Genomic DNA, 22,351 nt, shown 5'->3' with positions numbered 1-22,351 from the left:
AGCATGGGCAAGAAAACAAAAGCCAAGAAAGGTCATAACCCAAAGCAACATTCTTCTACGAACACAACTGCATCAAGGGCTGGTTCCAATGCTGGGCGTGGTTTCCGTTATCAGGATGCGGTATCCGTTTGGCTAGCCGTCGAAATATGGGCAGAGCGGAGAGCACCCGCTATCTTGATTCCTGAGGGTGGTGATGATGTAGAGCTACGGGGCGAAACAACAAGCTTTGTTCAGGTCAAAAGTCGGCGTGAACATCTCGGGAACTATACGGAGAGCGAAACAGCCGGATTTATAGAGAACTTATGGAACCGGTCACTTGTTTCCTCACCTCAGCCAACAAAATTGGTGCTTGTTATTGAGCGGAACGTTACAGGTTTTCCTCGTCTGGAAGAACAACCCACAACCTGTTCAATCATAGGTCCAATCAGCGCAAGACTCTCCAAGTTCAAGGGGGCTGCTGATTTTATCCCGAGAACAGCGATCACCATAGCACCTTCACCACAAGAACAAGCCATCAGCCTGATTGTGGATCGGCTGAACTGTTCTCCGCTTGCAGCCCAAATGTGTTTCGCTGAACTGCTTATCCGTGTGGGGATTCTGGCGGATGACAATGGCAGGTTGGTGCCGGAGAACTATCGTGGCCTTTCAATCTCGGATACTGAAAGGTCAATACGAGATGTATTGGCTGCTGTCGATACCGATGCGACCGAACGCGCTCTTCGGGAGGGTGTTTGCGAACCGGTAGATTTTCTTACACCTTTGCATGATCCGAATTTCTATCTCGGGGTCGATGTAGAACCCGGCCATGTTGCAGCGGGACTGGTATCTGAGCGTCCCCGAAGCAGGTCGGCCTTGGTAGAAGGTATTGAAAAGCGCCGCGCAGCATTGATCGTCGGCCCATCAGGAGCTGGCAAGTCAGCTTTGATGTGGGAAGCAGCCAGCATATTACGCCATACGGTACGGTGGTTTCGTATCCGTCGTCTAAGCATTGCAGATATTCCTTCTGTACGTCAATTGATTCGAACATTCCGCGCCTCGGAAGATAGTCCACTTGGTTTCGTCATGGACGATGTGGGGCGAAACGACCCGGAGAGTTGGGGAGCGTTGCTCAAAGAAGCGATGTCAGTTCCTGGTGTTGTCCTGCTCGGTTCTATTCGTGAGGAAGATGTAAGGTGATTTACCTCAAAGACATTACCCAAAAACAGGGCGAATCAGAATGTCCCATTTTGGTAAAGCAGCATTTCTTTCCAGCCTCGCCTCAACAGCCTCCATAGCTTTTTTGCTGAGGGTCACACCCTTCTCATAAACCTTGCGACTGAATTCGACCATGGGGTTGATGCCTTTCCAGGTCATGGTTTTTGCCCATTCCAGCAGGGTTTCGGCATCCTTGAGCTGGGTGCCGTTCCAGTGTTGTTCCAGAATCCCCCAGCAGCGTTCAATCGGGTTGTACTTGCTGTGGTAAGGCGGGTAGTACAGCAGGTGGACTGTCTTACCGGTATGGTTGGCGAATTCCACCATGCGCTTGAGGAATTGCGTCCTGATCCCGCTGCTTTCCGGGCCATTGTCCGCTTTGATCTGGATGCACTGGCAGGCGTCCTTGTCAGCAGAAGGCATCTGTTCCCATACCCGGCACAGGGAATCCACGATGAAGTCACTGGTTTTGCTGGAACTGCCGAAGGTCAGGTAAACCTGCCCACTGTCCTCATCCAGTACGCCAAAAGGGGATGTATTTCTCTTTGCAGCCCATCTCATGGTCAGCGGCTTTATTGTCACCCCGTGTTTTCCCGCCCCGTGAGTAGTCACCGATGTTGACGGTCGCCTTGCAGTCCATGCTCAGGCGTTTGACCGCCCCATCGGCAAACTGCCCATCGTTGGCCTGGATATTGGCGAAGATGGCGTCGGTTTCTGGAATTTTTTTTGCGGCTTGGCTTTCTCCACCTTGCGCAGGCGGTAGCCATTCCGGTTGAGTATCCGCGCCATGGTGCTGGGGGCGGGCACTTGTCCACCGCTGAAACCCATGGCCTGTAACTGCCGGATGGCTTCCGCCGCCGTCAGGCGGGTGTAGGCGATGCTGCTGCGGAATGTCGGGTCTTGCTGGCTATGTGCTTCCGCCAGCGCCAGCAAGGCGGCTGCCGCTTCCGGCTGGGTTTCCTCCCAGCGCTTCTGGCCACAATACGCCGCCTGCGCACCCACGCAAACCATGCCGCTGCGCTGTTCCTCCCAAACCCAACTGCACCCCCTCCCGACCCCAGCCAAAACACCTTTCAGTCTGGCGGGCGTTGCCTGCACAATATTTCCGGCTCATGTCCGCCTGGAACGCACGGCGGGTGCTGCCAGACATTTTCGAGGCCGCCAGTTTCAGGTCGGCTATCTGGGATTCACTCAGGATCGGGTTAGCTGTTTGGGGTTCGGGGGGCATGGGGATAGGGACTCCGCTTGTCGATAAGACAAGTGTAGCCATTGCGGGGGAATCTTTCAGGGAAATCCCCTAATACTGATTGCTGAACGTGCCCGTGCAGCCGAAATACGTGTGGAGCCTGACAACGAACTCGCGGAGCGGCTTTGGCATGAGCTGCGCGAAGCAGGCAAGACTGACTGGGCGGGTTGGCGTGAGCCGTGGAACCTGAGCGATGGCTTCCTTCTTGAATACGTCCATATTTTGACACACGGTCGGAGGATGCGTGATCTATTGGCTGATCAGGTTGCGGCCAGGATTTCGGATCCGGCTCGTTCGCTTGAACTCGATATTCTGCGTTCCGGTGCTTGGGCTGGCGTAGCAAATGCTGAAATTGATGTATCACAATTGATGAGTACACTCGCAGTCAGTGAGGCCGAGTTGTCGCGAGCGCTACAGCGACTCATCCAGGAACATTTGATTCGCTCTCCCTCTCCAGGTGCTCTTACTGGCTTGCATCAACTTCGGTCTGAAGAATTGTTGCATTTGACCCATCAGACGCTATTACCAACCTTGGAAACAAGTTTCAAACGGACGGTTGCAAGCGTGCCCGCCACTGATCTCGAACCCTTGGTGACTAACACTTTATCAGCGCGACGTTTATCGGTCTCGGCAGTGCTCAATTGTTTGATTCCCAGGTTGGAGCGGGAACCAGATGCTCTGGCTCTTGCATCCGCACTTCGGGGTTTAGGCATCGGGCGCATTTCTGCTGGTGTGGACGAATGGCTGGATTCCCCCGAAGTCCGTGCTCTACCTCGAACACAAATCGGAGCCGCTGCGATGTTTGGGATTGCCGGTATCGATCTGCGTAGTCTCGACATCATCCCAGAAGCTCTGGCTGCTTCTAGTCGGCTCCAACAGATCAAAGGTTCCTCGGAAGATGATCCTCGTCGACTGCTGATTGATGGTATGTCTTCCTCCACATTGGCGAATCTGATTAAGAAGGCGAATCTGGCGAGCCTGAATGAGATTCTTGCAGCCTTGGTCGGGACACCTTTGACAGAACTGATAAGAAGTGCTCTCAGGCAGGTTCCAACAAAATTGCTGAATGCCGACCTGCATTTTGTGGGAGCGGTAATGAGCGCTCTATCTGCACTGGATCGTGAAACCGCGATTCAGTGGGCAACCAAGGTCGGGCAAGAAAAGCTCTTTGCAATGGTTCAGGTGGAGACAGCTTGGGTCAGTCCTGTATCTATTGAAAGTGCCGATGATGGCGTGATCGTCCGTTGTGATCTTTGGTATGTAGCAGGCTCCGTACAAGAAAATCCGCATGACGCAGTTGTGAGTTTATGTGAATTGCTTTTAGCCTTGTGCCCATCGGCTGACATCGCGATGTCAAATGCAATTATTGCGAATGGCGAAGTGGCGGGGCTTGCCGAGTATCCGCTTGCGACAAAACGGATACCACGAGAAAACCTTCCGCCACCGTCCATTCCTCAATGGAACAGGCAGTGGCTCGATTTAATTTCCCGTCGTGTTGCTGCTCCGAGTTATAGCGACTATCTTGCGAGAGGCGTGGCGATTCTCGAAGCTCTTGTACCTACACTAGAAAAGATTTTCGACGCACATCTTCGGGGAAAAGATGCGCTTGGTGGTCTCTTTGAGAAGTTGAATTCGCTCAATGCTGAAACCGAAGCGCTTACTCCGCCAGCCGTTTCCCCCTTAAAAGCTTCAGGTGTCGGGAGCGGTGATGTAAATACATCTATTACCAAATTTCAGAACCTGCTACATAGCGCGAGCGTTAATTTGATCAAGAGGTTCGCAAAGCTGCCCGAGCAAGCGGGTGCATATATAGCTTGGTTGAGTAGTCTTATCGTCGATATTGACACGGCAATTGCCGAGGAACCTTGGCAACTTATTGGTTCTGGCTCCCCGCCAACACTCATGCGGCTCAAGGCACTATTGGAAACCCTGCGTTTACTGGCTGGTGAATCTAATGAAAGACAAGAACCACCGGTGAAAACGTGGGCCAGTCGTGGAAAGCAGGCGCAGCGGAATAACGCATTAAGAGCTGTAACCCTATCCGCCAAAGCTGCGGGAGAGAAACGATTAGCTCAGCGCAAGGCGGGAATTGAACGGTTGGCGAAGGCAGCCGGGGTTGAGATGGATTTTCATCTTCGCATGAACACCAAAAGTATCCTGCCGTGGCCACCAGCAGATGTTCTTGCACTACTGCCAGTGACTGACATTGAGGTGGCGATGATCACTCTCATAGAGCAAACAGAGCTGATACGATCGTTGGTAGATTCATCAGTAAACCTTACGATCATGCCTTTCATCGATGGTATCGCATTTCCGGCACTCGCAAAATCTGGCTATCAAACTCTCTTTCCTGACATCAAAGGTGCGGTCACTTGGGCTGAAGAAATCGGATTACCGTATGCTCAGTCTGCTATTGCCCGCCTGTTTGGAGAGGTGCTGAGCTTGGCTAATGAACTTGGTTCAATGGATCGTAAAGGCTTAGGCGCTGAGAACCGCCCAGAACAGGAGGTCATCGCTCGCCGGAGTTTGGAGTCTACCTTCTCCATGAAAAACGAGGAGCTGACCCGACAACTCGAAGCTTTTGCCTCAAATTTGCAAACAGATGTGTCCGACTTGATCGAGTATCTCCGAACTGGAGATATTGATTTCGCCGCAGAAGCACAACAAGTAATCGGCAGCGGTGTTGCTACTGAGATGATGGAACTAATAGATTATTTAACCTTGCAATTGGTTGATATTGGAAGGTAGATTGACAAACGGGTGATGCTGGGATTAGTCGGAAAACAAAGCCATATCTCGCATCAAGAATTTCCAAAACTCGCATTAAGGTCTAGTATTTCTCCCATTAAGATAGCGAGAAACCCGCATGTATCCACGTAACAGCACCTCGTTCCTGTTGGAATTACTGGAAGAATTCAGGATTCTTTACCTGACCGGCCCCCGCCAAGCAGGGAAGACTACGCTTGCCAAAGCTATTGCCGCCGGGCGAGGAATGCAATACCTGTCGCTGGATGATGAGGGCGTATTGGCAGCGGCGCGGAATGACCCGCACGGCTTCATCCAGTCCTTTGCCGGGCAGAATGTGGTGCTGGATGAGTTCCAGTATGCGCCGGAACTGACCCCGGCCATCAAACGCGCCTCCGACAACCTGCCGCCGGAACAGAAAGGCAAGTTCCTGCTGACCGGTTCGGCGGATATTTTCAGTTCTGCCCGCACGCAGGAAGCCTTGCCGGGGCACATGGCGCGGGTGGAATTGTGGCCGCTTTCCATCACCGAAATCCGTGACAGCCGTTTCAATCTGATCAACTACCTGCTGGCAGCCGACTTTGCCCAACCACAGGCATTCCCCCCACTGGGGCGCGAACAACTGGCGCAAATCCTGCTGGATGGCGGCTACCCGGAGGTACAAAGCAAAAGCACGCGCGGCAAATCCATCTGGTTCAAGTCCTACATGCAGGGGCGTTTATTCAAGGATTTTGCAACGCTGTACGCAGCGCGCGGGGAATATCACGCCAAGCTGCAAGCCCTGATTCCATATTTGGCGGGTTTGAGTGGCAATCTGCTGAAATACGCCAGCATCGCCAACGATCTGGCGCAAAACGACCGGGTCGTCAAATCCTACGTCGAGGCGCTGGAATGGATGTTTATCGTCAAACGTGTCTACCCTTTCGTGAAAAACAGCGCCAAACGCCAAACCGTGGGTATGCCCAAACTGCACATGGTCGATACCGGGCTGGCCTGCCATTTGCTCGGCATCACTAACGCACGGCAACTGTCGATCTCCGCCCAGTTTGGCAACCTGCTGGAAAGCTTTATCGTCATGGAATGTTTCAAGCACATGGGCTGGGCAGATGAAGAAGTCGGGCTTTACCACTTCCGCGACACCAGCAGGAACGAAGTGGATATTGTGCTGGAACGTAGCGGCGGCAAGTTGATCGGGATCGAAGTCAAGGCGTCAGCAACCGTTGGCGAAGCTGATTTCAAAGGGCTGGTGCAATTGGCGGAATTTGTGGGTGACCGGCTGGAATCCGGTCTGGTGTTTTACAGTGGGGAGCGGTTGCTGCCGTTCCGGGTGGCTGAACGGCAGTTTTTTGCCGTGCCGGTCAGCCTGCTGCTTGCGCCCATTTATTGAAATTCACCTTATGCTAAACTGAATGACATGAAAAAGTTACCCATCGGCATCAGCACCCTGGCAGACATCATCAATGATGGCTACGTGTATGTAGACAAGACTGCCTACGTGCAAATGCTGACCGATGCAGGCAAATACTACTTCCTGTCACGCCCGCGCCGTTTCGGCAAGTCGTTGCTGGTGGATACCCTGCACCAATTGTTTGCTAGCAATGAAGCGCTGTTCCGAGGTTTGCATATCCACCCGAACTGGGACTGGTCAGTGCAATATCCCGTCATCCGCATCAGCTTCGGCGCAGGCCATTTACAGAGCCGCGCGGAACTGGAGCGGCGCTTCCGTCACATCCTGCGGGTCAATCAGGAGCAACTTGGCCTCGAATGCCCGGATCAGGAGGATGTCAGCAGTTGTTTCAGCGACATCATCCGCGCCGCCAAAATCAAATACGGGCAGTCCGCCGTGGTACTAGTGGATGAATACGACAAGCCGATTCTCGACAACATCAGCAAACCTGCCATTGCCGCCGAAATGCGTGACGGCTTGCGCAACCTGTATTCCGTCATCAAGGATAACGACGCCAATATCCGCTTTACCCTGCTTACCGGCGTCAGCAAGTTTTCCAAGGTATCGTTGTTCAGCGGCCTGAACAATCTGGAAGACATTACCCTCGATGCACGTTACAGCGCGTTGTGCGGCTATACCCAAAACGAGCTGGATCGCGAGTTTGCCGAACACCTGCAAGGAGCGGACAGGGAACTGGTGCAACGTTGGTACAACGGTTACAACTGGTTGGGGGAAAGCGTTTACAACCCGTTCGACATCCTGCTGTTCATCAGCAAAGGCAAGGAGTATTTACCCTATTGGTTTGAAACCGGCACGCCACGCTTTCTGGTGGAAGTCCTGCGCAAGCGCCCGTTCCATCTGCCCGATCTGGAAGCGGTGCGAATGGAATACAAGATGCTGGGTAATTTCGATGTGGACACTATCCATCTGGAAACCCTGCTGTTCCAGACCGGTTATTTGACCATTAAACAGAAACTGGCAGCATTTCCGGGCAGCACGCCGGAATACATCCTGTCCTACCCCAACCTTGAAGTTCGTTACAGCTTGATGGGGTATCTGCTGGAAAACTACCTCACCGACAGCCGCCACGAACGCGGCTCGGTCTATCAGGCGTTCCTCACCAACGACTTCACCGCACTGGAACGACGTTTCCGCACCCTGTTTGACGGCATCGCCCACCAAAACCACACCAACAATCCGATTGCGGCTTATGAAGGCTATTACGCCTCGGTGGTGTATGCCTTCCTCTGCTCACTGAGTTTGGATACGCGGGCGGAAGAAAGCACCAACAAGGGACGGGTGGATATTACCCTACGCTTTACCCTGCCGGATGGGCAGAAGCAGGTTTACATCTTTGAGTTCAAGATGGTCGACGAAGCCGAAGGGGATGGCAGCGCCCTGAAGCAAATCAAGGACAAAGATTACGCCGCGCCCTATCGTGACGGGCAGCAGCGGATTTTCCTGATTGGCATGGAGTTTAACGGGCAGGCGCGGAATCTGGTACGGTTTGAGTGGGAGGAAACGCTTCAATAGCTCCCCGCCCCCACCTGAACCCCGCTTTTATACTGCCCCAGCAAATCACTGGTCGCCTTGGCCAGTAGCAGCGCATCCACGCCCACCGCGACAAAATTAGCCCCGGCATCCATATACCGCTGGTTGAGTGCCTTGTCATTGCACAAGACCCCGCCACCCAGCCCTTTGCTTTTCACCTTTGCCAAACCGTCGAGAATGCGCTCGACGATTTCGGGGTGGTTGGATTCGCCCTTGAAACCATACGAAGCGGCCAGATCAGCCGCGCCGAAAAAGATGCCGTCGATGCACTCGATTTCCAGAATTTCATCCAGATTTTCCATGCCGGTGCGGGTTTCCACTTGTACCAGCAGGCACATTTGCTCATCGGCCTCCTGCATGTAGTTGCCAACCCGCCCCCAGCGGGAAGCCCTTGCCAGTGCGCTGCCGACACCGCGAATCCCATACGGCGGGTAACGCATCGCCTGCACCAGCATCCGCGCCTGTTCAGCCGTTTCCACCATCGGAATCAACAGGGTCTGGATGCCGGTTTCCAACAACTGCTTGATCAGCACATGATCACCAAGCGGCGGGCGCACAACTGGCTGCGATGCATACGGGGCTATCGCCTGCAATTGGGCGAGGATGCTGCGCAAGTCATTGGGGCCGTGTTCGGCATCAATCAGCAGCCAGTCGAACCCCGCGCCCGCACAGATTTCGGATGAAAACGTTTCGCCCAGCCCCAGCCATAACCCAATTTGTAGCTGGTTGGCTTTCATGGCTTGTTTGAAATGATTTTTTGGCATGTCCATAAGCGTTGTTCAGACCCCTGTTGATGTTACTGGCAGAGTAACAGAGGTGACTATACTGGCAATATCCTGTCAAGATTTATCTTGCTGCCGGGTACTACTGGCCGCATTCAGGCGTTCCATCATCCGCACCAGATCGGGCAAAGTCGCCACGCCCATCTTGTGCATGATGTTATGGCGGTGCACTTTCACCGTCATTTCGGACACTCCCAATTCCGCCGCTGCCTGTTTGTTCAGTGCACCTTTGACCATGTAGGTAATAACCTCCCTCTCCCGCCCGGTCAGCAAGGCATAACGGCGGCGGATTTCACCGATCTCGTTTTCCTCCTGATGGGACGCATGCGCCTGATCCAGCGCAACCCGGATAGCAGAGAGCAGGTCGTCATCGCTGAAAGGCTTGGAGAGGAATTCAACCGCCCCCTTTTTCATCGCCCACACCGCCATCGGGATGTCACCATGTCCGGTGATGAAAATGATGGGAATAGAAACGTCGAGTTGCTTCAGCTGGGTCTGTAACTCCAGCCCGCTCAAGCCCGGCATCCGCACATCCAGTACCAGACAGGCGACTCCGGCCTGACGGGGCGATGCCAGAAATTCTGCTGCCGAAGGGTAGGTTTCCACCTGTAAGCCGGTGGAACGGATCAGGCTGCTGAGCGCCTCCCTGACCGAGAGGTCATCATCCACCACATACACCCGTTCCTGACTTGTCATGTTATGTATCCTCCCTCACGAACTATCCGGCAGGGTAAACAGGAAACACGCCCCCGGCTGCTGGCGGGTGTCCAGCCACAAACGCCCTCCGTGGTTTTCCACGATACTGCGACTGATCGCCAGCCCCATACCCAGGCCATCCTGTTTGGTGGAAAAGAAGGTTTCAAACAGGCGGTTTTCTGTACCGGCGGCGATGCCGGAGCCGTTGTCCTGCACCGTAAAGATCAACCCGCCCGTGGCTTCGGTAGCTACCGTGATGATCAGGGTGCGTTCCTGTTCATGCAGGTCACGCATGGCATCCACTGCATTGACAATCAGGTTCATCAGCACCTGTTGCAACTGCACCTGATCGGCCATGGCACAGGGCGGGTCGACAGGCAGATCGACGCGGACATTCACGCCCACTTCCGCCAACATGACCTGAAGCATTTGCAACAGTTCATCCAGCATTCGCCCGACATCTACCGCTTCACGCCTGATTTCCCCCGCCCGTAAAAAGGTACGGATGCGGGAAATGACTGCTCCCGCCAGATTCGCATCGCGGTTGACCCGTTTAAGGGCGGCGGCAACTTCCTCGGTGTTGGGCGAAGCGTGCGACAGCCAGCGCAAGGCCGCATCGCTGTTGGTAATCACTGCCGATAACGGCTGGTTGATTTCATGCGAGATAGAAGCCACCAGTTCACCCATCGCGGTGAAACGCGCCACCCGCGCCAGTTCGTTACGGGTGGTAGCCAGCGAACGTTCCGCCGCCATACGCTGAGTAACGTCTTCCAGAATCACCGCCAGCATCGGGCCATCCTGGGCAAAGGCCGGAATCCCCGAAGCGCATACATTCGCCCACAGGTAACTGCCGTCCTTTTTCACATAACGCTTTTGCACCTTGTAATTTGGCAACCTGCCCTCAAACAGCCCATGCACATTGCGCTTGGTCATCTCCCGCTGGGAAGCTTCGGTAATCTCAATCAGGGAAACACCGACGATTTCCTCACGCCCATAACCCAGCATCCGTTGCAGTGCCGGGTTTGCCAGCACAATCCTGCCGTCCCGGTCAGCCAGGGCGATGCCTACCGTCGTGTTCTCATACAGGCCGATCCAGCGCCGGTCAGAGACTTGCAGAGCGGCAAGGCTGCGTTGCAAATGCTGGCGGCTTTCCACCAACCCGGCGGTAAGGTCGAGGATATTGGATGCCTGCGAATTGAGTTCCTTTTGCAGGATGTCAACCGTTTGCTTTACCGTCACCAGATTGCGCGCCCGCGCCCGCAATTCCTGCGCTGAAAACGGTTTAGTCAGGTAGTCTTTCGCCAGTTCTTCCAGCAAGTGTTCGCGCAGGGCATCGTCGGCACGCGCCGACAACACCAGCACCGGCACGTTCGGGAAGCGTGGCTCCTCGCGCAAGGCACGCACAAAGCGTTCACCATCCCACTGTGGCATCATCAGGTCGGTAATGATCAAGTCCGGCGGCGCGGCCAGTGCTGCCTGAAATGCGGATGCACCATCCTCACACAGGGTCACGTTGTATTCATCCGCCAACACATCATGCAGGAACAGGCGCAGGTCGGGGTTGTCTTCCGCGACCAGTACCCGTGGCTTGTGCAGCTGGCTGTGGCTATTGGCTGGGGTAGGCAACTCCGGCAAGGCGACATCGACCGGTGGCATCTCCACCGTTTCCCGGCCATTCCCCATACGCACAAAAGCCCCATCCGGGGCGCGTAGCGGCAATTCGATCTGGAACACCGCCCCGCCACCGGGCGCATCCACCACCACCACCGTGCCCCGGTGCAATTCGACAAACTCCTTGACGATATTCAGCCCCAGCCCGCTGCCTGCGGCTCCCAAGCTGTCACCGCCCTGGGTAAAACGGTCGAAAATCGGTTGTTTCAGCGCATCGGGCACACCCGGCCCGTTATCCTGCACGCTGACCAGCAGGCGTTCACGGGCAAGCCCTTCGATCCGGGCGACCATACGCCCGCCTGTCGGGGTAAACTTGAAGGCATTGGAAAACAGGTTACTGATCACCCGCACGAATTTACCCCGATCTACATCGGCGTAAAGCTCAGTGTCACCGAGTACCCGCAACGTAATGCCCCGGTCTTCCGCCGCCGCTTCAAATCCGGCAGCCACATCCCGCACCAGCGCCACGACATCGGCATGTACATAGGCCATCGGCATCCGCTCCGCATCAATCCGCGCCAGATCGAGCAGATTATTGACCTGCTGAAGCAAGGCACGGGCATTGCGCTGGATGGCCGCCAGCCGGAAACGTTCGCGTTCCCCCAGATTTTCACTGTCCTTAATGAGCTGATCCACCGGGCCGAGGATCAGTGCCAGCGGGGTACGCAATTCATGGCTGACATTGGCGAAGAAGCGGGTCTTGTAGCTGTCCAGTTCCTTCAGACGTTCCAGGGCGGCCTGCAACTCGCCGTTCTTGCGTGACAGTTCGGCATTACTGGCAATTTTTTCACTGATGTTGCGCCCTTCCGGTAGCAGGAAGGCCACCCGCCCGTCATCGTCCAGAATCGGTTTCAGGGAAAAATCGATGACAATCGTCCGGCTACCGTGCAGATCGCCGAATACCTCAAAGTCGCAACGCACAAAACGCCCGGTGCGGGCTTCACCGATCATCTCGCGCACCCGCTGGCGGACTTCGCCGGATACTTCCCACCAGCGTGCTTCCCAGAACGGTTTGCCGACCACGGCTTGCAGGCTCAGGCCAGCGCCATCCAGCGCCGCCTGATTGATTTCCAGCACCGTGCCGTCCACATCCAGCAGCCCCAGAAACTGGTACATGGAATCCAGAATGATCCGCGCCATTTTCTGCCGCCGTACATCCTGCGCATCATCGGCATGGATAACCACGCCGCGCACCGATACCGGCGGTATTACTGTGCCCCTGTCATCATCAGGCATCCGCTTGCCTCTGCTTGGTTGTCATCCTCAAAAGAACCGGTCGAAATGAATCTGCTCGAAAGGTACACGGTAATCCACCATCAGCATTTCCTGCAATGCCTGCGTCATGGGTGGTGGGCCAGCAAAATAGAACTCAAACTCCGGCAGGCTGGCAGGCAATACCGCAGGCAGATGGGTATGCACGAAACCGCTTGCGCCTGCCCAATCTTCACCCGGTTCGGACACCACCGGATAGTAACGGATGCGGTCGCCAAACCCTTCCAGTACTGCCAGCATTGCCTGCCCGCACACATCCTGTGGGGTACGCGCCCCGTAGAAGAAATGCAGGCGACGTTCCTGCAACAAACCCGCTTCCGCCGCGCCTCGGGCAATGGAAATCATCGGAGCCAGCCCCGAACCACCCGCCACACACACCAGATCGCGGGGCGCATCGGTACGCAGGAACGCCACCCCGTAAGGCCCATCCAGCCCAACTTCATCACCCGGACGTAGTTGCTCAAACAGCGCTGCCGTCCCCTTGCCCTGTGCCACCCGGCGAATCTGGAAATGCCATTCCCCGTGTTCATTAGGCGTATTCGCCATCGAATAGGCGCGGGAAGCCCCCACGCCGGGCAAGTCCAGCATCGCGTACTGCCCCGGCAGGAATGCCGCATTCCCTTCCGTGGTGAAACGGAATTCGCGGATGTCGTGGGTAATGTCGGTTGCGCCAGTGAAGACCGCACCTTGCCGTTGCGGTGGCAGTGGCGGCACATACTCGCTGGCCGTCGATACCTTGATACGGATGTCACCCACGGCGCGGCACTGGCAGGCCAGATGGCGACCACGCCGCCGGTCGCGCTCACTCAAGCCGGGTGCATCTGCCCACAGGGTTTCAATGTCGCCCTCAACCAGCTCGAACTTGCAGCCGCCGCAACCACCGGAATTGCACTCGTAGGACATCCCGATACCAGCGCGTAAGGCAGCCCGCAGGATGGTATCCTGCGGCATCTGCCCAAACTGGCTGCCGTCCTTCTCATTGACAATGAGCGGCTCACTCATGGCATCCCTCCGGCAGTCAGAATCCCAGCCCACGGCGCACGTCACGGGTGGCTTGTTTGGCAGCTTCGGCGGCGTCGGGTACATCCGGCAGCGCGGCGCAGTAGGCTTCTATTGCCCGATCCGCCAGCGGCTCCCACTTGGCAATCCAGTGCTGGATTTGCTCCCGGTTGCCTTCGGTTTGCAGCGCCATGTTGACGAAAGCCGTCGTCCAGCGGCGATGGCGGGCGGCATCGATCAGCTGCGCATCGGTCAGCAAGCCCAGCAAAGTGTCACCGTTGTGGCGGGCGGCTTCACCCATCCGGCGCAACACGGTTTCCTCAACCGCAGGTTTGACCACCAGACTCAGGGTCACGATGGCTTCACCCCAGTCCCAAGTGGTGAGAACCTTTTCCATCAGCTCGCGGAAGCCCTGCCAAGCGGGGTCTTGTTCCCAGTAACGCTGCTCATCCTGCCCAAACCCTTTGTCAGGGAAGGTCATGGACAGCTCCCTGGTGCGGTAAGCGGTATGGCTCAACCAGCGCAGGCTATCCGCCATCTGAAAGTAATTGCAGTTGGTCAGGGTACTTGCTGGCGACATTTGCCCGACGTAGGCGGAGGCCATTTGCAGGGTATGGAACAGGTAACGCGCCGGGGAATACAGCCGCGCCAGTGAACCCGCCCAGCGCGAATCCAGCATTTTGTCGTGCTCACGCTCGCTGAACTGGTCGAACAGGCTGAATACATAGGTTTCCTGCCCATCCTGCATCAGGTTATAGGTGCGGTACACCACCTCATCCGGGTCACGGAACGCATTCCAGTCCGCGTGTTTCAACTGTGTGCCAAACGTGTTCTGCTTGTACCAGCTGTTCATGAAGATTTCCGGCGCGAGTTCATAAGGCGCTTCAGCAGTGCGGTTGTTGTAGTGCAGGTTGGTGCTGACGATTTCGTACTCGCTCGGCTTGCGGCGGCGTACCGCCAGATGGCTCCAGGTTTTCTGGGGTTTCAATACTTGAACATCCGACATGAATGCTTCCTCCGCTCACAGTTTCTTGGTGAAATAAAAGCGCACCGAGTCGTCCCGGCTTTCGATCTGCCCGGCAAATGAACTCAGATCCACTTCCAGATCGTTCATGCGGAAAGGCCGCCCCAGCTCCTCCTCAATGGTGGCCTGCCGCAGGATCATCTCCTGCTCGGTATGGATGCGGATGTAAGCCCGCTTGTCATCGATGAACACTTCCTTGCCCGGATTGTCGATTCTGGCGGCTTCGATCACAGCCTGCGCCAGATCGCCCGCCCGCATGACCGGCCCCACCCTGTTGTTATGGTAAGCCTGTCCTGAATTGCTGGTACTCATTAGGTGTCTCCTTGTCGAATCGGTGGATCAGGTGTGCGCAAACAGCGGTTCAACCCCTTCGGTGCTGACGAAGATGTCTTCGCCTTCCACCCGCACGGGGTAACTGGCCAACGCGCAGTCTTCCGGGTTGATACCCTTGCCGCTATCCGCATCGAACTGCCACAAATGGGCGCGGCAAATCAGTTTCTTGCCGTCAAATTTGCCTTCCGCCAGGGCGATGTCCTGATGCGGGCACACGCCCTGAAACGCCCGGATTGCGCCGCCATCGGCGCACACCAGCACAATCTCGTGGCCATTGACGGTGTAGGCCGACATTTCGCCCTCCCACACATCATCCAGTGTGCATACCTTGGTAAAACTCATGCCAAACTCCCGTGATTGTGCTCAGGCTGCCTGCGCCTGCCAGATGATTTCCACCGTTTCAGTTGGCATGAAACCGGCCTCGGCAACGGTCATGCTGCGTGGCAGGAACTCGTCACTCCCCTGCCGCCGTACCCGCAGGATGTGGTCGGGGCGATCCCGCACCCGCCGCCCCACGGAATGAACCGCAGCGGCAGCCGCCACTTCATCCATGGTGTTATCGGTATCCACCGGCACCAGTTGCAACACGAAATCCCCTTCGAAATTGGAAGTCAATGGAAACAAAGCCATAGGTAAAATCTCCGTTAGGTAACGACCCTGAATCAGCCTGCTTTTTTGGCAGCGCGCAACGCCCGGTACACTTCCGCCCAGGCATAGTTATGGGCATCGTCGCCGCATTCGCCGGGGGCAATGTTCATGTAGGCCAGTGCGCCTTCCAGATTCATTGGCTGGATCATGCCCGCCAGGAAGCGGTCAACAAGGCTCAGATGCCCGGCATAACGCTCAGGTTCCTGCTGGAATATCCAGCGGTCGACTTCAGAACCGAAGTGGTACAAACGACCGTTGTATTCCAGCGGATAGTCCTTCACGTTCCAGCCCTTGCCCGGCGTACCGAGGATCGGCAACTGGCACATGTTGCACACATAAGGCAGGGTTTCAGGGTAGGCTTTGGCCATGTTGCCATCGACCACGTTGTCGATGATCACATCCCAGCATTGCCCCCAAGTGTCGTTCCAGCCCGGATATTTTTCTTCCAGCCAGTCACGCTCTTCCGGGGTCACGCCCGCCGCCGGGTTCCACCAGATGGTAGGCCGCCAGAAGTAGGAACCCATGTGCATCCCGTGGTGGGTCTGGCTCAGATCGTTGAGGAAAATGTCCCAGTACCAGGGCAAATCCAGCCCCATGTCGGTAAGCGCCCGCTCGAACTGCGCCACAATCCATTCCTCCATGAATTCCTTGAAGGACTGTTTGCGGTGCTCCAGCGGGGTGTAGTAATCCATGATCGGGCCGGTGAGCACGGAAAACAGTTTCCATGCCGTCCAGACCGCGATGTCCACCCGTTGCTGGGCTTCTGCCTTCTTGCCGTTTTCGATCAGGATTTTCAGCGCCGGGCCGCCAATCTGGGCGTGGCGGGATTCATCCGTCTGGATGCTGGAAATCAGGTTGGCAAAGGTATGGTCGCCTGCTTCCGCCGCATCCGCCGCCAGCCCCAGAAACTGCATGTTGGTAAAGCCGGTTTCAAAGCTGAAGGTCAGCATGATGGAAACGCTGATGGCATCGCGGGTCATCATGATGTCATCGAAGAAGTGACGCGCGGCAATCATCGCCCATTCATTGGTATCGTAAGCCTTGAATGCCCAGTCCATCTGCCGGTCTTTGGCGATGTGTTCATGCGGGAAATACAGTTGCATCTGCCCGTGGCGGATTTCATCCATGCAGCCCAGGGTTGCCATATTGCGCATCCCCGGTGCCTTGGAAAAACGCATCATGCGGGCTTCCGCGCTGGAAGCGGCGTATTCAGCCCGCGCCACCGCGCCGTAATGCGCCTTCATGACCGATTTCCAGCCCGGATCAGCATTCTCGAAAATACGGCTGCGTTCCAGCGCCGCCTTGACGGAATACGCGCCTGCATCCTTTTCCCGCTGAACTTTCACGTATTCCGGGTAGGTTTGCTTGTACGGCTCGTCATAGCTTTCCCAAGCACTCAGCGGCAGGCCAAAGTCGCCGGAAAGCGGGGGTGGGAACAGTTCGTCTTCAGTAACATAAGTGGGGGTCCAGTTGGTGGAACGGGCCAGGTCATACCAGTCCATCCGATTGAGTACTGCCATCGTTTTCTCCTCCTCCTAACAGTGTGGAAAAATGCTATCAGGATCAGGGGGAAGCAGGTATTAGACAATGGTTTAGACGCAGCGCAGCAATTCGGTTACAGGGAATTCAGGATGACAATCGGCTTGCCAACGGTATACTGCCCATAGCACCCATCAACTACGGCGTTGGCAACACAGATTGCTTGGTGGCTTTTCGGCGCAACTAGCCAACTGGCTGTCTCGCCGACCCAAGGCGATTGTTGCGGCCAATATCGGGGCTGGCCTTACTTTTATTGCTGCGGGGCTGTCAGTCCTTGCGCTTGGCCGGAGTAGGTAAGGTTGTTTTGGAGCACAGCGGTCAATCCGTTTTTCATTGCTATGCGAAAGCAGGCAAATGTCAGCAATTCCCGGTCAAGAATCATATAATCCATTGATTTTAAAAGAAGATTGCATTCATTTTGCACAATTGCAAACAACTGAATTTCTTTGAAAATCATGATATTAAGCCATGACCGGTAATTGCTGGGCAAATGTGCTTTTTTATATAGCTAAAACGTTTCAAATGCCGCTACACTAGCCTCAGGCTACATGTTCGCGGGTTTATGGTTTAATCTTCAGGATAAGCCATAAACTTGTCCTAAAAAGATAAGGGAATGAGCCAAAGCTTTCGTGCACTATCGCTTTATATATTATTGATTATATTGATAATTTATGCATGAAAATTTAGTACTGGTTACTTATTGCTAAAATGATAAACCAAGAAGCCAGAGCCTGATGATTGAATAGCAAAAACTCGTAGGAGGTTAAATGTATGACGATTGAATATGGCAAACTGATTCCAGAACCCGTTCCAGCAAATGTAATTTTAATTTGTCCAGACAAAACTGCTGAAAAAGCTATTACCAAGAACGCGCCTGCCATGAGCGTGATGACGGATCTGAATATTGTTAAACCTTTTTTTATACCACCTGGCGCATCGATTCGCGAAATCAACGACAAAATGATCGCATGTGGTGTGCGGCTGTTGTTTGTGGTCGATAGTCATGGAAAGCTGCTGGGTCTGGTGACCTCGAATGATATTATTGGTGAAAAACCGATGCGGTATATCGCCACCCATGGCGGCTCTCATGGGGAATTGAGCGCTTCCCAACTGATGACGCCACTGGCGAAACTGGAAGCAGTGCCGTTGGAGCAGATTAAACGGATAACCGTGGGGCAGTTACTCCAGGCTGTCCAGGACAGCAAACGCCACCATATGCTGGTATTGGAAACCGTCGGCAATCAACCTATGGTGCGCGGCATCATTTCCATCACCCAGATAGGGCGTCAGTTGGGTATCGAAATTGCCCCGACCTTGCGTGCTACCAGTTTTGCCCAGCTTAATCAAAAGCTTGGTTAGCCGGGTCTGTACGAAACTGCCTTGAGCAGGCTCAGGGCAGTATTTGCAAATGCCTGTTTCATCTCAACCAGCACTGGGCAACCAAGGTTGGTACTGCTTGGCCGCTGATCGAAACCAGCTTGCGGAATACGCTGGACGTGCCCGTACCTTATGGCCAGTCGCCTTGCAAGAACTGCCGATGCGTGATGATCACAAAGCAGCGCTGCGTACCCATGCCCGTGCCTCCTCTGCATTAGGAGCGAAATACGTCCCGCCCTTCGATTTTGGCGACAATGGCCCCGGCGGCTGGATCATTCTGGATGAGCCGGAACTGCATCTTGGCCCCAAACTACACATCTTGCTCGGCCATACGGCGTTGCTGCTCTTCCAGTTCAGCCTTTTCGCGCAACGGTAGGTTTTGGCCGCTTCGGCTTCTTCATCCACCCATTCGCCCAGCTTGCCCCACTGGCGGATCAGGCTTTCATGCGAAATGTCGGCAAGGTAGGGCGTCAACAGGTCGAGGATGGCTTGGGAACCTTGTTCGGCAGGCAAGGCAAATTTCAATCCACCCCGCCCATTGCGGCTTCTCGACACGCCCCTTCCCCTCTGGTCTGCTTAGGGGCATCGCAAACACAGGATCACCCATGCACCCCCTGAACTTCGACAACCGTTTCGTGCACGAACTGCCCGGCGACACCGACGGGGTCAACATCCCCCGCCAGGTCTATGACGCCTTCTGGTCGGAGGTGAAACCCACCCCGGTTTCCGCCCCACGCCTACTGGCGCATTCGCCGGAAGTCGCGCAACTGCTGGGCTGGCAGGACGCCGACATCACCGATCCGGATTTCGAGCAAGTCTTCGGCGGCAATAAATTGCTGCCCGGAATGCAACCCTATGCCGCCAACTACGGCGGCCACCAATTCGGCGGCTGGGCAGGGCAACTCGGCGACGGGCGCGCCATCAGCCTAGGTGAAACCGTCAACGCGCAAGGCCAACGCTGGGAACTGCAACTGAAAGGCGCCGGCCCCACCCCCTATTCGCGCCGCGCCGACGGACGCGCCGTGCTGCGCTCCTCGGTGCGCGAATTCCTCTGTAGCGAAGCCATGCACCACCTCGGCATCCCCACCACCCGCGCCCTCAGCCTGGTGATGACCGGCGACGGTGTGGTGCGCGACATGTTCTACGACGGCAACCCACAGGTAGAGCCGGGAGCCATCGTTTGCCGCGTCGCCCCCTCTTTCATCCGCTTCGGCAATTTCGAGCTGCCCAACAGCCGCGGCGACCTCGGCCTGCTGGAACAACTGGTGGATTTCACCATAGCCCGCGATTACCCCGAACTGCAAGGCGACACGCAGGAAAAACGCAGCCAGTGGTTTCTGGAAATCTGCCGCCGTACCGCCGTGATGATGGCGCACTGGATGCGGGTCGGTTTCGTCCACGGCGTGATGAACACCGACAACATGTCGATCCTCGGCCTGACCATCGACTACGGCCCCTACGGCTGGCTGGAAGACTACGACCCGATGTGGACACCCAACACCACCGACGCGCAAGGCCGCCGTTATGCCTACGGGCAGCAGCCCTACATTGGCCACTGGAACCTTGCCCGATTGCGCGACGCCCTCAAGCCGGTGATTGGCGATGCCAGCGTGCTGCAAGCCGGTTCACAGCTGTATGCCGACACCTACAGCGAAACCTTTGGGGAAATGCTCGCGGCCAAATTCGGCATCCGCGCACTGTCGGATGAGGATGCGCCGTGGATCAACAGCGCGTTTGAACTCATGCACAAATCCGAAGTGGACATGACGCTGTTTTTCCGCAACCTGGCCAGCCTGGATATGCGGGAACCCAGACTGGAGCCGCTTCTGCCTGCTTTCTACCGCGAGGATTTATTGCGGGAACACCGGCAGGATTGGGAAAACTGGTTGCAGCAATACCGCCAACGCCTGCAAGCCGACAACCTGCCCACGGATGAACGCCAGCGCCGCATGAATACCGCCAACCCACGTTTTGTATTGCGTAACTACCTTGCCCAGCAAGCCATCGACAAGGCAGCAGCGGGGGATAACGGTATGATTCTGGAATTGCTGGAGGTATTGCGCCGCCCTTATGATGAGCAGGCGCAATATGCAAAGTTTGCGGAAAAACGCCCGGAATGGGCGCGCCACAAGGCAGGATGCTCGATGCTGTCGTGCAGCTCGTAAACTTACTGGGCGGCGGCAGGCGGCTTGCGCATGGGCAGGGCGCAGAAGGTTGTACACTGCTTGTTGTTGCCCAGATTGACTTCCATTTCATTGGTTTTGGCAGTGGGGGCAGGTGGTTTGGCCTGCACCCGGAGGCTGTTTGCTGGCGTTACTGGCGCGCCTTGTGCAGCAGGCGCAGGTGTCGCCGGAACTGCCGCTTCAGTCTGCTGCTGAAACGGATTGATCGAGGTAACCATATCGGATACCTGTTGGGAAATACCGGAACAGCCCGCTAAAGACAACCCCATCGCCAATACCCATGTGATCCCACCCACTCCTTGGTACTTCTGTTTCATTTTACTGCTCCTGATCGTCGTAATTAGTAGCCTGACAGGCCGGTTTGTTACAAACTAACAGTATTGTATTAAAAAAGATACAAAAAGGCAGTTGATTTTATTGATATGTGGTGAAAAGCATACAAAATATGTATGCCAGCTTTCAGTTCAGCCTTTGGGTTCCATCTGGTCGGGATGTACCGGTGGGTTGAGTTCTACCTCCGCTTCGTCAATATCCACCTGCACCTCATCAGCATCGAACAGGGGCAGCTCGTAATCATTCCAGCCACGCACCCCGGTTTTCATGGAATAGACTTCGGCGTAACCCATCAGCGCCAGGGTCAGGGCAGCCAGTGCAGTGCGGTTACCAGAGCGGCATACCAGTACAATCGGCTTGTCACGCGCCTGCACCAGTTCGGGGATGGTTTCGGCATAGCCCCAATCACAGGCAGTTTCCAGAATGCCACGCGGCACATGCAGGGAATTGCGGATATGGCCGACGTTGTATTCTTCGATCTCGCGGATGTCGACGATCATGAGGTCAGGCTTTTCCACCAGCATTTCCTCGACATCCCAAGGCATCAGCTCCCGGACATGGGGCAATGCGTCAGCGACCAGCGCCGCAAAGGTTTTCTGGGTCATGGTGCTCACATACTCTAGTATAGTATTTATTGGGAATTGGCTGACTCGGCACGGATACCATGTTCCACCGCCATCACCGCCGCCGTGATACGGGAACTGACGTTGAGTTTGCGCAGGATGGCTTTCACATGCAGTTTGACCGTGCCGTCGGAAATGCCGAGGTTGCGGGCAATCACCTTGTTGCTCTGGCCTTCCGCCAGCAGGGTCAGGATTTCGTACTCACGCGGGGTAAGCTCGGAAAACGGGTTGTTGCTTTTGTCTTCGGCAGCGCGGCTGTCGCCACCCTGCACCACTCGGGCCAGCACCGGAGCCAGTTCCGGCGCGACCACGGTTTTGCCTGCAACGATTTCGCGCAAGGCGACCACCAGTTCATCCGGTTCAATGTCTTTCAGCAGGTAGCCACGCGCACCACTGCGCAAAGCTTCGACCAGGTCGTTTTCGTTGCTGCTGGTGGTCAACATCACCACGCGCAGGGCCGGGTTGTTCTTGCGTAACTGACGCAACACGTTAAGGCCATCCATCTGTGGCATCCGCATGTCCAGCAATACGATGTCCGGCAATAAACTGGCAGCCGCCTGCAAGCCCTCGTCACCGCTGCCGACAGCCGCCACGACACGGATGCCACGCCGGGTCAGCAAGTCCTCCAGACCAGCGCGGAACAGGGTGTGGTCATCTATCAGTAATACTTTTTCGTTCATGTGGTGATCGC

The 22,351-nt window shown here is 55.7% G+C and carries 22 protein-coding genes and 1 pseudogene; 6 read left to right on the top strand and 17 right to left on the bottom strand.

Features of this window, described 5'->3' with window-relative positions; translation table 11 throughout:
• Positions 1-3 precede the first annotated feature (3 nt).
• Positions 4-1,176 carry a hypothetical protein gene (locus tag THINI_RS21580; RefSeq protein WP_211207004.1) on the top strand — a complete coding sequence of 391 codons (1,173 nt, stop codon included), beginning with the start codon at positions 4-6 and terminating at the stop codon, positions 1,174-1,176.
• A 15-nt stretch (positions 1,177-1,191) separates the two neighbouring features.
• Here the strand turns inward: THINI_RS21580 and THINI_RS26845 are convergent, their stop codons facing one another.
• The 3 genes and pseudogenes from THINI_RS26845 to THINI_RS26835 all read right to left on the bottom strand — a co-directional run bounded on the left by THINI_RS26845 (position 1,192) and on the right by THINI_RS26835 (position 2,419).
• Positions 1,192-1,752 (bottom strand): ISAzo13-like element transposase-related protein, encoded by a 561-nt coding sequence (locus THINI_RS26845; protein WP_245536672.1) that lies wholly within the window; start codon positions 1,750-1,752, stop codon positions 1,192-1,194.
• A pseudogene (locus THINI_RS26840) lies at positions 1,703-2,202 on the bottom strand (ISAzo13-like element transposase-related protein). Before THINI_RS26840 ends, THINI_RS26845 begins: the two are co-directional and overlap by 50 nt.
• Positions 2,099-2,419: a hypothetical protein gene (locus THINI_RS26835; protein WP_245536670.1), complete on the bottom strand. Its 321-nt coding sequence runs from the start codon at positions 2,417-2,419 to the stop codon at positions 2,099-2,101. Before THINI_RS26835 ends, THINI_RS26840 begins: the two are co-directional and overlap by 104 nt.
• A gap of 111 nt (positions 2,420-2,530) precedes the next feature.
• On the opposite strand from THINI_RS26835, the gene THINI_RS21565 reads away from it, so the two are divergent.
• The 3 genes from THINI_RS21565 to THINI_RS21555 all read left to right on the top strand — a co-directional run bounded on the left by THINI_RS21565 (position 2,531) and on the right by THINI_RS21555 (position 8,162).
• Positions 2,531-5,185, top strand: coding sequence for a hypothetical protein (locus THINI_RS21565; protein ID WP_211207003.1), 2,655 nt, complete (start codon positions 2,531-2,533; stop codon positions 5,183-5,185).
• A 118-nt stretch (positions 5,186-5,303) separates the two neighbouring features.
• Complete coding sequence (locus THINI_RS21560) at positions 5,304-6,569, top strand: ATP-binding protein (RefSeq protein WP_002710617.1); 1,266 nt, start codon at positions 5,304-5,306, stop codon at positions 6,567-6,569.
• 27 nt (positions 6,570-6,596) lie between these two features.
• A complete protein-coding gene (locus THINI_RS21555; protein WP_002710616.1) occupies positions 6,597-8,162 on the top strand; it encodes an ATP-binding protein in 1,566 nt (521 codons plus the stop codon).
• Here THINI_RS21555 and THINI_RS21550 read toward each other — a convergent pair.
• The 10 genes from THINI_RS21550 to THINI_RS21505 form a co-directional block, all read right to left on the bottom strand.
• Positions 8,156-8,944, bottom strand: coding sequence for an aldolase/citrate lyase family protein (locus THINI_RS21550; RefSeq protein WP_245536669.1), 789 nt, complete (start codon positions 8,942-8,944; stop codon positions 8,156-8,158). The two genes, THINI_RS21555 and THINI_RS21550, sit on opposite strands and share 7 nt — an antisense overlap.
• Positions 8,945-9,019: 75 nt before the next feature.
• Positions 9,020-9,658 (bottom strand): response regulator transcription factor, encoded by a 639-nt coding sequence (locus THINI_RS21545; RefSeq protein ID WP_002710614.1) that lies wholly within the window; start codon positions 9,656-9,658, stop codon positions 9,020-9,022.
• Between the two features lie 15 nt (positions 9,659-9,673).
• On the bottom strand, positions 9,674-12,565 hold the full coding sequence (locus THINI_RS21540) for an ATP-binding protein (protein ID WP_002710613.1): 2,892 nt from the start codon (positions 12,563-12,565) through the stop codon (positions 9,674-9,676).
• 27 nt (positions 12,566-12,592) lie between these two features.
• Positions 12,593-13,603, bottom strand: a complete 1,011-nt coding sequence (locus THINI_RS21535; protein ID WP_002710612.1) for an FAD-binding oxidoreductase — start codon at positions 13,601-13,603, stop codon at positions 12,593-12,595.
• Positions 13,604-13,619: 16 nt separating this feature from the next.
• Positions 13,620-14,606 (bottom strand): aromatic/alkene monooxygenase hydroxylase subunit beta, encoded by a 987-nt coding sequence (locus THINI_RS21530; RefSeq protein ID WP_002710611.1) that lies wholly within the window; start codon positions 14,604-14,606, stop codon positions 13,620-13,622.
• A 15-nt stretch (positions 14,607-14,621) separates the two neighbouring features.
• Positions 14,622-14,936 (bottom strand): MmoB/DmpM family protein, encoded by a 315-nt coding sequence (locus THINI_RS21525; protein WP_002710610.1) that lies wholly within the window; start codon positions 14,934-14,936, stop codon positions 14,622-14,624.
• Positions 14,937-14,963: 27 nt separating this feature from the next.
• On the bottom strand, positions 14,964-15,299 hold the full coding sequence (locus THINI_RS21520) for a monooxygenase system ferredoxin subunit (RefSeq protein ID WP_002710609.1): 336 nt from the start codon (positions 15,297-15,299) through the stop codon (positions 14,964-14,966).
• A 21-nt stretch (positions 15,300-15,320) separates the two neighbouring features.
• Entirely contained in the window at positions 15,321-15,587 is a 267-nt protein-coding gene (locus THINI_RS21515; protein ID WP_002710608.1) for a toluene-4-monooxygenase system B family protein, read from the bottom strand.
• Between the two features lie 32 nt (positions 15,588-15,619).
• Positions 15,620-17,125: a YHS domain-containing protein gene (locus THINI_RS21510; RefSeq protein ID WP_002710607.1), complete on the bottom strand. Its 1,506-nt coding sequence runs from the start codon at positions 17,123-17,125 to the stop codon at positions 15,620-15,622.
• Positions 17,126-17,394: 269 nt separating this feature from the next.
• Positions 17,395-17,601, bottom strand: coding sequence for a hypothetical protein (locus THINI_RS21505; RefSeq protein WP_040839684.1), 207 nt, complete (start codon positions 17,599-17,601; stop codon positions 17,395-17,397).
• A 314-nt stretch (positions 17,602-17,915) separates the two neighbouring features.
• On the opposite strand from THINI_RS21505, the gene THINI_RS21500 reads away from it, so the two are divergent.
• The gene (locus THINI_RS21500) at positions 17,916-18,503 is read left to right on the top strand and encodes a CBS domain-containing protein (RefSeq protein ID WP_002710606.1); all 588 of its coding nucleotides are present in this window, start codon (positions 17,916-17,918) and stop codon (positions 18,501-18,503) included.
• Positions 18,504-18,692: 189 nt separating this feature from the next.
• On the opposite strand, the gene THINI_RS25445 is transcribed toward THINI_RS21500, so the two are convergent.
• Entirely contained in the window at positions 18,693-19,076 is a 384-nt protein-coding gene (locus THINI_RS25445; RefSeq protein ID WP_154724479.1) for a hypothetical protein, read from the bottom strand.
• Between the two features lie 50 nt (positions 19,077-19,126).
• Between THINI_RS25445 and THINI_RS21490 the strand changes: the two genes are divergently transcribed.
• Positions 19,127-20,686: a protein adenylyltransferase SelO gene (locus tag THINI_RS21490; RefSeq protein ID WP_002710605.1), complete on the top strand. Its 1,560-nt coding sequence runs from the start codon at positions 19,127-19,129 to the stop codon at positions 20,684-20,686.
• A gap of 2 nt (positions 20,687-20,688) precedes the next feature.
• On the opposite strand, the gene THINI_RS21485 is transcribed toward THINI_RS21490, so the two are convergent.
• The 3 genes from THINI_RS21485 to THINI_RS21475 all read right to left on the bottom strand — a co-directional run bounded on the left by THINI_RS21485 (position 20,689) and on the right by THINI_RS21475 (position 22,340).
• A complete protein-coding gene (locus THINI_RS21485; RefSeq protein WP_002710604.1) occupies positions 20,689-21,021 on the bottom strand; it encodes a hypothetical protein in 333 nt (110 codons plus the stop codon).
• 147 nt (positions 21,022-21,168) lie between these two features.
• Positions 21,169-21,642 (bottom strand): rhodanese-like domain-containing protein, encoded by a 474-nt coding sequence (locus tag THINI_RS21480; protein WP_002710603.1) that lies wholly within the window; start codon positions 21,640-21,642, stop codon positions 21,169-21,171.
• 26 nt (positions 21,643-21,668) lie between these two features.
• A complete protein-coding gene (locus THINI_RS21475; RefSeq protein WP_002710602.1) occupies positions 21,669-22,340 on the bottom strand; it encodes a response regulator in 672 nt (223 codons plus the stop codon).
• Positions 22,341-22,351: the final 11 nt, after the last annotated feature.

The sequence above is a fragment of the Thiothrix nivea DSM 5205 genome (assembly GCF_000260135.1).
Classification (GTDB): domain Bacteria; phylum Pseudomonadota; class Gammaproteobacteria; order Thiotrichales; family Thiotrichaceae; genus Thiothrix; species Thiothrix nivea.
This window is presented reverse-complemented; position numbering and strand designations above follow the sequence as displayed.